Raw genomic sequence first — 10,433 nt, forward strand, 5'->3', positions numbered from 1 at the left:
CCACCCCGGACGGAGGCAGACGATGCCCATAGGGAGCGCAGGAACGAGACGACGGACACGACCATGGTGGCGCACCGGGGGGACCTTCCTCGCGGTGGCCGCGGTGCTCACCACGGGTGCGTGCAGCGGAACCGCGCACTCGGACATAGGCGGCAGCACGAATGCCGCGTACCAACTCACTGACCGAACTCCCGCTCCCACAGCGCCACTTGACTCCTTCAGCTGGTCGATCTTCGCCGAGCCCACCTCGATCGACTATGCCTACGCCTTCGACTACCCGCCCAACCAGATCCTCTCCAACGTCTGCGAAAGCCTGCTGCGCTGGAACCCGGATCTGACGACCTCGCCGAACCTCGCGTCCTCGTACCGCAATCCGACGCCCACCACCTGGGTCTACAAGATCCGCCCCCATGTGCGCTTCCACGACGGGACGGTGCTCACCGCGCACGACGTCGTCACCTCGCTGCGCCGCCACCTCGACCCCGCCGTGGGCAGCGCCTGGGCCACCTCGTTCCGCAATGTGAAGTCGATCGACCAGTCCGGTGAGCTGGAGGTCACCGTCCGGCTGAAGAAGCCGGACTCGACCTTCAACCAGGAGATGGCGGCCAGTCCCGGCACCGTCGAGTCCGCCGCCACCCTCGCCGAGGAGGGCAAGGACTACGGCAGCCCCAAGGGCGGTGTGAACTGCACCGGGCCGTTCTCGTTCGGGTCCTGGAACCCGGGCCAGTCGCTCGTGCTCAAGAAGTTCGACGGCTACTGGAATCCCAAGCTCAGCGCAAAGGCGGGCCAGGTCACGTTCGTGTTCCTGAGTGATGCGACGACCCGCGTCAGCGCCTTCCAGAGCGGTGAGGTGGACGGCGGCTGGATGGTCCCCACCGATTCCTACGCCCAACTCGGCTCGTCCCGGGCCGGAAAGCTCTACTTCGGCCGCAACACCACCGTCGCCGACGAGGTGGTCGGCGATCTCAAGGGCCCGCTGGGCGACACCCGGGTGCGCAGGGCCCTGCTGATGGCCATCGACCGCGAGGGCATCGTCAAGGCGGGCGCCGGCGGAGTCGGCGAGGTGGCCGACTCGCTGGTCACCGACAACGTGTGGAACGGCGCGCCCGCCGCGACCCGTAAGGCCCTCCTCGAGGACCTGCCGCGCTACCCGTACGACCCGGCCAAGGCCAAGAAGCTCGCGAAGCAGGCCGGAGTGCGGGGACAGCGGATCGTCATCGCGTCCAGCCCGCTCGACTCGCAGTCGACGATCACCACACAGGCCGTCGCCCAGGCGGCCAGGGACATCGGGCTCGACCCCAAGATCGACACGCTCCCCCCGGAGAAGTACTCGACGCTCTTCACCGACCCCGCCGCCCGCAAGGGCATCGACCTCTTCCTCACCTTCTGGTACACGTCGATCACCGACCCGCTGGACATGTACACCTCCCTGGAGGCCGGCGCGTCGACCAACTACGGGGGCTGGTCGAACAGGGACTTCGACAAGGCCGTCGAGCAGGCCATCGGCACCTACGAACCGGCCGCGCACGCGGAGGCCAACGCGAAGGCCCAGCGGATCGCCCTGCGGGAGTTGCCCTGGCTGCCCCTGCACACACAGCCCGTGAGCGTCTTCCTCGGCAACCGGATCACCGGCGTCCGGCCGTCGATCGCCTATCTGTACTACCCGTGGGCGGCCGAGATCGGAGCCAGGGGATGAAGCACACGGCGACACGGGCGCTCGACGGTCTGCGCAGACTGGCCGGGATGGCCACGACCCTCCTGGTCACCTCGTTCCTGGTGTTCTCCTCGCTGTACCTGGCGCCCGGCGACCCGGCGAGCTTCCTGGTGCGCGGCCGCAGCGCGAGCCCGCGGGAACTCGCCGAGATCCGCCACCAGTACGGGTTCGACCAGCCGTTCCTGGTCCGGTACGGGCACTGGCTGGACCAGGTGCTGCACGGCGACTTCGGCCGGTCCTACGTCTTCCACCAGGACGTCAGCTCGGTCATCTGGTCGCGCCTGCCGGCCACGCTGCTGCTGGTCGGGGTGTCGGCACTGCTCATCGCGGTGGTGGGCATCGCGGCGGGCATGGTCGGCGCGCTGCGCCGCGGCACACGGACCGACTCCGCGCTGGTGCTTCTGGTGACGGTGGGGGCCGCCGCCCCCGCCTTCGTCGTCGCGGTGCTGCTGAGGTCGCAGTTCGGGGTGCGGCTCGGCTGGTTCCCGACCATCGGCAACGGCACCGGCGTGCTCGACCGGCTGCATCATGTGGTGCTTCCGGCGGTGGCCCTGTCGGTGACGTTCATGGCGCTGGTGACCCGGGTGACCCGCTCGGCGATGCTGGAGGAGCTCGGCCGTGAACACGTCGAGGTCTCGGTGAGCCGTGGCACACCACGGTGGACCGTGATCCGGTGTCATGTGCTGCGCAACGCGCTCGGGCCGATCGTCACCGTCTCCGCGCTCCTGATCTCGGGAATGCTGGTGAGCACCTCCATCGTGGAGACCGCGTTCGGGATGTCGGGCGTGGGATCGCTGCTCGTGCAGTCGGTCAACCAGATGGACTTCCAGGTGGTGCAGGCGATCGTGCTGCTCGTGGTGGCCGCGTTCGTCGTGGTCAACGCCCTGGTGGACGTGGCACATCCGCTGATCGATCCGCGGGTGGCGGCAGCGGGGAGCGCACGATGAGCGCGCAGATCCCAGATGTGGCGCGCGGGCCGGTCGCCCGGCTGCGGTCCTTGGGCGGCGGCTGGTCGCAGAACCTGTGCCTGCTGCTTCTGATCCTGTTCGTCCTCGTCTCGGTGTTCGCGCCGTGGCTCGCGCCGCAGGATCCGACCTACGGCGACCTCGGCTCGGGGCTCGTGGGCCCGAGCGCCGAGCATTGGCTGGGCACCGACCAGGGTGGGCACGACACGTTCTCGGCCCTCGTCGAAGGGGGTCGTACGAGCCTGGTCGGGCCGCTCACGGTGGTGCTGTTCTCCACCGCCACGGGCATCGCCGTCGGCCTGTTCACGGCCTGGCGGGGCGGCTGGGTCGACACCGTGATCGGGCGGCTGATCGACGTCCTGTTCGCCTTCCCCGCGCTGCTCGTCGCGATCCTCGCGGTGGCGGTCTTCGGCAAGGGGATGACGGCACCGGTGATCGCCATGTCCCTGGCGTACATGCCGTACACCGCCCGGCTGGTGCGCGGCCTCGCCCTTCAGGAGCAGGCCAGACCCTATATCGCCGCCTACCGCGTGCAGGGGCACTCCGGGGTGTTCGTCGCGGTCCGCCGACTGCTGCCGAACATCGGCCCGACCGTGCTCGCCCAGTCGACCGTCAACTTCGGCTACGCGCTGCTCGACCTCGCCGCCCTGTCCTTCCTGGGCCTCGGCGTTCAGCCGCCGACACCCGACTGGGGCGCGATGATCAACCAGAGTCAGGCCGCGGTGCTTCAGGGCCAGCCGCTGTCGTCGATCGTGCCCGCCGTCGCGGTCGTACTGGTCGTGGTCGCCTTCAACGTGGTCGGAGAGAACTTCGGCGACCGGCTCGCGGGGAGGGATTCCTGATGGCACTGCTCGAGTACGAGGCGCTGAGCATCGCCCTGCCCGGCATGGCCCGCCCGGTCCTCGACGGCATCGATCTGACCGTGTCCGCAGGTGAGATCGTCGCCCTGGTCGGTGAATCCGGCTCCGGGAAGTCGGTCACCGCCCGCGCCGCCCTCGGCCTCTTCCCCGCGGGGGCGAAAGTCGAAGGCCACGTCCGGGTCGATGGCACGGACCTGGTGAGTGCCGACGCCACCGGTCTGCGGACCATCCGTACGGCCAAGGCGTCGATGATCTTCCAGGACCCCAGGGCGGGCATCAACCCGGTGCGCCGCATCGGGGACTTCCTCACCGAGTCGCTGCGCGTCGGCCACGGCTGGACCAAGGACCGCGCGCACACCCGGGCCGCCGAACTGCTCGCCGCGGTCGGCCTCCCGGACCCCGCCCGCCACCTCAAGCAGTATCCGCACCAGCTCTCCGGCGGCATGCTCCAGCGCGTCATGATCGCCGGAGCGCTCACCACCGAACCCCGGCTGCTGCTGTGCGACGAACCGACCACCGCCCTCGACGTCAGCACCCAGGCCGAGATCATGGCCATCCTGGGACGGCTGCAACGCGAACGCGACCTGGGCCTGCTCCTCATCACCCACGACATCGAACTCGCGGCCGCCACCTGCGACCGCGTCTATGTGATGTACGCCGGGCGGATCGTGGAGACAGCGCCCACCGCCGAACTCTTCGCCGCTCCTCGCCACCCCTACACCGCGGGCCTGCTCGGCTCGTCTCCTCCCCTGTCGGTGCCGAGCGGCCCGCCCGCCCGGCTGACTCCGATCCCCGGGGCCCCGATGGGTCTGCTCGACTCCGCCCCCGGCTGCTCCTTCGCGGCCCGCTGCCGCTTCGCCCGGCCCGGCGTCTGCGACCAGTCACCACCGGCCCTGGAGCGGCACGGCACGGCGCTGGTCGCCTGCCACCGCGCCGACGACCTCACCTCCGCACCCGACGCGCTCGCCGCGACGGCGACCGCTCCCGACTCACCCCAGCTGGAGGACGGTTGACCAGCGAGACGGACACGCTGCTCCACGTGAGCGGTCTGCGCAAGACCTACCGGACGGGAAAGGCTGAGCTCGTCGCGGTCGACGACCTGTCGTTCTCCGTACGGGCCGGCGGCGCGCTCGGCATCGTGGGAGAGTCGGGCTCCGGCAAGACGACCACGGCCCGGATGCTGATCGGCCTCGAACGCCCCGACGCGGGACGGATCCTGGTCCAGGGTGAGCCGCTGACCGCGTCCGTACGGGGCAAGGCGGCCCGCCTCGCCCGGGCCAAGGCGGTCCAGATCGTCTTCCAGGACCCGTACCTCTCGCTCGACGCGCGCATCAGCGTCGGCGCGACCATCGACGGGGTGCTGCGCCTGCACGGCCTGACGGACCGGGCGGACCGGGCCGCCCGCACCAGGGAGCTGCTCGCCCAGGTCGGCCTCGGTGAGCGCGAGGCGGCCGCGCTCCCCCGCAGGCTCTCCGGCGGCCAGCGTCAACGCGCCGCGATCGCACGGGCGTTGGCCGTCGAGCCCGCCGTGCTCGTGCTCGACGAGGCGGTGTCGGCCCTCGACGTATCCGTACAGGCACAGGTGCTCAATCTCCTGTGGGACATCCGCCGCGACACCGGCATCGGCCTGGTCTTCGTCAGCCACGACCTGGCCGTCGTGCGATACGTGTGCGACGAGGCGCTCGTTCTGTACCGGGGCCGCACGATGGAACACCGGCCCGTCGCGGACCTCCTCACCGACCCCGGACACCCCTACACACAGCTCCTGCTGGCGTCCGTCCCCCGACCGGGCTGGGACCCCGACTCGATCAGCGGCCGACGCCGGGAGCACAGCGGTTGACGCACCGGCGGTCGCGGGCCCGGGCCCGCGGCCGCCGGTCAGACCCCGAGTTCGCGGTCGATGAGGGCGAACACCTCATCGGCGGTGGCCGCCGTCAGATCCTGCTCGCCCGCGGGCTCATCGGTCTCCTGCGCGGTGGCGGTGTACTTCCACACCAGGGCCTGCAACCGGTTCACCAGACCGGCGCGCCGCGGATCGCCGGCCGGCAGCCCGGCCAGTGCGGCCTCGAGCTCGTCGAGGTGTCCGGACGCCGGATGTGCCGCGTCGGCCTCCCCGGGGTCCACCTCGGTCAGCAGATGACCCGCCAGTGTGCGAGGTGTCGGATAGTCGAACACCACCGTGGTCGGCAGGCTCAGGCCCGTGGCGGCGCGCAGCCGGTTCCTGAGCTCCACGGCCGCGATGGAGTCGAACCCCAGCTCCTTGAACGGGCGGTCCGGCTCGACCGCCTCCGGCGCCGGATAGTGCAGTACGGCCGCCACATGGGCCCGCACCAGGGCCAGCAGCCGCTCGACCCGCTCGTCCTCGGGCAGGGCGGCCAGCTCCCGCCGCAGCGCCGCCGCCTCGTCGGTGCCGGTGTCCTCGGCGGGTCCCCGCGCGGCCTCGATGGCCTGGCGGGCGGCCGGGACACCGTCGAAGAGCCTGCTGGGACGGGCGAGGGTGAACAGCGGCGCGAAGCGCTCCCATGCCACATCGGCGACGGTGACGCCCTGATCGTCGTGGTCGAGCACCTGGCGCAGCGCGGTCAGCGCCGGCCGGGGGTCCAGCGGGGACAGGCCCTGCCGCCGGGAGCGCTCGGTGTGCGAGGTCGCCGTCGCGTCCGCCGCCTCAGCGCCGCACGGCAGGTCCCACAGCCCCCACGCGATCGAGACGGTGGGCCGTCCGTCGGCCCGGTCGTGCCGGGCCAGCGCGTCGAGGCAGGCGGTGGCGGCCGCGTAGGAGCCGTGGTCCTTGCTGCCCCAGGACGCGGCGACGGTGGAGAAGTACACCACGGTGTCCTCGGGGCCCATGCCGCACAGTTCGTCCAGGTAGCGCCCGGTGTCGTCCAGGTGGGCGCGGATCTCCCCGGCCAGCCGCCGCGGGGTGAGCTCCATCAGCGGGGCCAGCTCGCCGGAGGCCGAGGTGTGGACGATGGTCCCGATCCGTCCGTTCTCCTCCGCCACGCGCTCGACGAGGCGCGCGGTGGCTTCCCGGTCGTCGGGCGCGTGGTCGGCCACGGTGAGTCCGGTCCCGAGCGCGTCCAGTTCGGCCGTCAGCTCCACGGCGCCGGGGGCATCGCCGCCTCCCGGGCACAGCATCACGATGTGTTCCGCCCCGTCGGCGGCCAGGTGGCGGGCGACCTGGGCGGCGGGTCCTTCGGCGGTTCCGGTGATGAGCACGGTACCGCGGGGCTTCCAGGTGCGCCGCGGGGCCCGGCCGCCGATCGGGTCGGGGACCAGCCGACGTCCGTACGCACCGGCCGGGCGCAGCGCCACCTCGTCCTCGCCCCGGCCACCAGTGAGCAGGGCGCGCAGCCGCTCCGCGTCGAGGGTGTCCGGGCTCGCGGGCAGATCCACCAACCCGCCCCACCGGTCGGGGTGTTCGAGGGCGGCCACCCTGCCGAGCCCCCACAGCTGGGCCTGGTGGGGAGCGTCGGGGGACTCCGAATCGTCGATGGCGACCGCGCCGCGGGTGGCGCACCACAGGGGCGCGGTGACGGCGGCGTCCACCAGCGCCTGGAGCAGGGTGAGCGTGCCGGTCAGGCCGGGGGCCACGCCGGGGAGCGGCGGCGCGTCGTCGTCCAGGGCCAGCAGCGACAGGACGCCCGTCGGTGGCGGCTCCTCGGCGCACCGGGAGCGCAGCAGCTCGGCGAGCCCTTCGCGGTCGATGTCCTCGGCCACCTCCAGCCGCCGCACCTGGCCGCCGTCCGCGCCCAGGGCCCGTACGCAGGCGTCGGTCCAGGCGTCGGAGGCGCCCTTGGGGTGGACCACGAGCCAGGAGCCCCCCGCAGCGGGAGCGCTATCGGTGACGGGCCGCCATTCGACGCGGTAGCGCCAGGAGTCCACGGCGGAGCGCTCGCGCCGGGCGCGGCGCCATGTCGAGAGCGCGGGCAGCACGGTGCCCAGTGAGGTCCGGTGGCCGGTGTCGTCCGGGAGACTCAGCGTCTCGGAGAGCGCGCTCAGGTCCTCTCCCTCCACCGCGGCCCAGAACCGGGACTCCTCCTCGTCCGCCGCGGGCCGGGTGTCGAAGGACACCGAGTCGGCCAGCCAGTACCGCTCCCGCTGGAAGGCGTAGGTGGGCAGTTCGACGGTGCGCGGGGCGGCGGGGCCGGTGGGGTGGAGGGTGGTCCAGTCGACCGCCACGCCCGCGGTGAAGGCCAGCGCGAGGGACTCGATCAGCCGCGCCGGGCCGCCGTGGTCGCGCCGGAGCGTGGGCACGGTGGCGGCGTCGGCCCCGGCTTCTTCGAAGCTCTCCTGCATGCCGACGGTCAGCACGGGATGGGTGCTGCTCTCGATGAACACGCGGTGGCCATCGGCCAGCAGCGCCCGGACGGTGTCGGCGAACCGCACCGGTTCACGGAGGTTGGTCACCCAGTAGCCGGTGTCCAGCGCGGTGGTGTCGATCCGGCCGGCGGTGACCGTGGAGTAGAACGCCACCGTGGACGCGACCGGCCGGACACCGGCCAGGGCCTCCGTCAGCTCGTCGGCGATCTCGTCCACCTGGGGGCTGTGCGAGGCGTAGTCCACCTCGATCGGCCGCGCCCGGTCGCCCGCCTCCTGACACGCCGCCACGGCGTGCGCCACTTGCCCGGGCGGCCCGGAAATCACCGTGGACGAGGGGCCGTTGACGGCCGCGACGCCCACGGCCGCCGTCCGGTCGCCCAGCCCGGCCAGCAGCTTCTCGGCCCGCTCGCGGCTCACTCCCAGGGAGGCCATCGCCCCGCCACCGGCCAGCCGCCGTAACGCCTTGCTGCGCAGCGCCACGACCTTGGCGCCGTCCTCCAGTGACAGGGCCCCGGCCACCACGGCCGCCGCGATCTCGCCCTGGCTGTGCCCGATCACCGCCGCCGGACGTACGCCGTGGCCCGCCCACACCGCGGCGAGCGACACCATCACGGCCCACAGGACGGGCTGTACGACGTCGACACGGTCCAGGTGGCCCGCCCCGTCGGCGTCGCGCAACACATCGGTGAGGGACCAGTCGACGTACGGCGCCAGGGCACGCTCGCACTCCGCCACGCGGGCGGCGAACACGGGTGAGGCTTCGAGCAGTTCGGCCCCCATGCCCGCCCACTGCGAGCCCTGCCCGGGGAACACCAGCACCGGGCCCAGGTCCCCGGCCACGGCGGCGCCACCGGGGTGGACCAGGCCCGGGTGCGTCCCGCCGGTGGCCAGCGCCTCCACGGCCGCCATCAGTTCGTCGCGGGTCTCGCCCACGGCCACGGCCCGGTGGTCGAACACCGAGCGGGTGGTGACCAGCGACCAGCTCACCTCGGCGACGGACGCCCCCGGATCGACGGCCATCCGCCGGGCGAGCGCGGCCGCCTGCCCGCGCAGGGCCTGGGCACTACGGGCGGACAGCACCCAGGGCAGCACCGCCGTCGCCACCGCTGTCGCCACGGGAGGGTGGTCGGCGGGCTCCTCCTGCCCGGCAGGGGGACTCGGCTCGGGGGCCTGCTCCAGGATCAGATGGGCGTTGGTGCCACTGATCCCGAACGAGGACACCCCGGCCCGGCGGGGGCGCTCGCCCCTCGGCCACGCCACCGGTTCCGTCAGCAGCCGTACCCCGCCGCCTTCCCACTCCACATGCGAGGTCGGCTCATCGATGTGCAGGGTGACCGGCAGCGTCTCGTGGCGGAGCGCCATCACCATCTTGATCACACCGGCCACCCCGGCGGCCGCCTGGGCATGACCGATGTTCGACTTGAGCGACCCCAGCCACAGGGGGCGTTCAGCGGGCCGGTCCCGGCCGTAGGTGGCCAGCAGCGCGTGTGCCTCGATCGGGTCGCCGAGGGAGGTGCCCGTGCCATGGGCCTCCACCGCGTCGACCTGGTCGGCGGCGAGGCGTGCGTTGGCCAGCGCCTGGCGGATCACCCGTTCCTGCGACACGTCGTTGGGCGCGGTGAGGCCGTTGCTGGCACCGTCCTGGTTGACGGCCGAGCCCCGGATCACCGCCAGCACCCGATGGCCGTTGCGCCGCGCGTCCGACAGCCGCTCCAGCAGCACCAGGCCGACGCCCTCGGAGAAGCCCGTGCCGTCCGCGGCGGCCGCGAAGGACTTGCAGCGGCCGTCGGGGGCCAGCCCGCGCTGCCGCGAGAACTCGGCGAACGCGGTCGGTGTGGTGAGCGCGGTGACCCCGCCCGCGAGCGCCAGATCGCATTCGCCCTGGCGCAGCGCCTGGCCCGCCAGATGCATCGCCACCAGCGACGACGAACACGCCGTGTCCACCGTCACCGCCGGGCCCTCCAGACCGAAGGTGTACGCCACCCGGCCGGAGACCACACTGGTCAGGCTGCCGGTCGTGGCGTAGCCCTCGAACCCCTCGGGGACCTGGGGCATCCGGGACAGATAGTCCTGGCTGGACACGCCCGCGTACACACCGGTCAGGCTGCCCTTCATCGTCACGGGGTCGACACCGGCGCGCTCGAACAGCTCCCAGGCCACCTCGAGCAGCAGCCGCTGCTGCGGATCCATCGCCAGGGCCTCGCGCGGGCTGATCCCGAAGAACTCCGCGTCGAAGCGGTCGGTGCCGGCCGCGCCGTCCAGGAAACCGCCGTGCCGGACATAGCTGGTGCCGGGGTGGTCGGGGTCCGGGTGGTAGAGGCCCTCCAGATCCCAGCCGCGGTCGGTGGGGAAGGCGGTGATGCCGTCGCCACCGGAGGCCACCAGCTCCCACAGCTCCTCGGGGCAGCCGACACCACCCGGATAGCGGCAGGCCATGCTCACGATGGCCACCGGCTCCTGGGACCGCTCCTCCATCTCGCGCAGCCGCTGACGGGCCTGCCCGAGATCCACCGTGACCCGCTTCAGATACTGGCGGAGTTTCTCTTCCGTACCCGACATCAGTCCTCACTCACG

General features: G+C 72.5%; 6 protein-coding genes. 5 read left to right on the forward strand and 1 reads right to left on the reverse strand.

Going from position 1 to position 10,433, the window contains the following annotated elements; all coding sequences use genetic code 11:
* Positions 1–94: 94 nt before the first annotated feature.
* Genes KHP12_RS08220 through KHP12_RS08240 form a run of 5 tightly spaced genes read left to right on the forward strand, consistent with a single transcriptional unit; the run spans position 95 to position 5,379 of the window.
* A complete protein-coding gene (locus KHP12_RS08220) occupies positions 95–1,696 on the forward strand; it encodes an ABC transporter substrate-binding protein (RefSeq protein WP_244202765.1) in 1,602 nt (533 codons plus the stop codon).
* The gene (locus KHP12_RS08225; RefSeq protein ID WP_086881662.1) at positions 1,693–2,661 is read left to right on the forward strand and encodes an ABC transporter permease; all 969 of its coding nucleotides are present in this window, start codon (positions 1,693–1,695) and stop codon (positions 2,659–2,661) included. The genes KHP12_RS08220 and KHP12_RS08225 overlap by 4 nt, the downstream gene beginning before the upstream one ends.
* The gene (locus KHP12_RS08230) at positions 2,658–3,521 is read left to right on the forward strand and encodes an ABC transporter permease (protein ID WP_086881661.1); all 864 of its coding nucleotides are present in this window, start codon (positions 2,658–2,660) and stop codon (positions 3,519–3,521) included. The genes KHP12_RS08225 and KHP12_RS08230 overlap by 4 nt, the downstream gene beginning before the upstream one ends.
* Entirely contained in the window at positions 3,521–4,552 is a 1,032-nt protein-coding gene (locus KHP12_RS08235; protein WP_211832295.1) for an ABC transporter ATP-binding protein, read from the forward strand. Before KHP12_RS08230 ends, KHP12_RS08235 begins: the two co-directional genes overlap by 1 nt.
* Positions 4,549–5,379, forward strand: a complete 831-nt coding sequence (locus tag KHP12_RS08240; RefSeq protein ID WP_211832298.1) for an ABC transporter ATP-binding protein — start codon at positions 4,549–4,551, stop codon at positions 5,377–5,379. The genes KHP12_RS08235 and KHP12_RS08240 overlap by 4 nt, the downstream gene beginning before the upstream one ends.
* A gap of 38 nt (positions 5,380–5,417) precedes the next feature.
* Here KHP12_RS08240 and KHP12_RS08245 read toward each other — a convergent pair whose 3' ends face one another.
* The gene (locus tag KHP12_RS08245) at positions 5,418–10,418 is read right to left on the reverse strand and encodes a type I polyketide synthase (protein WP_211832301.1); all 5,001 of its coding nucleotides are present in this window, start codon (positions 10,416–10,418) and stop codon (positions 5,418–5,420) included.
* Positions 10,419–10,433 lie beyond the last annotated feature (15 nt).

Source organism: Streptomyces asiaticus, assembly GCF_018138715.1.
GTDB lineage: Bacteria > Actinomycetota > Actinomycetes > Streptomycetales > Streptomycetaceae > Streptomyces > Streptomyces asiaticus.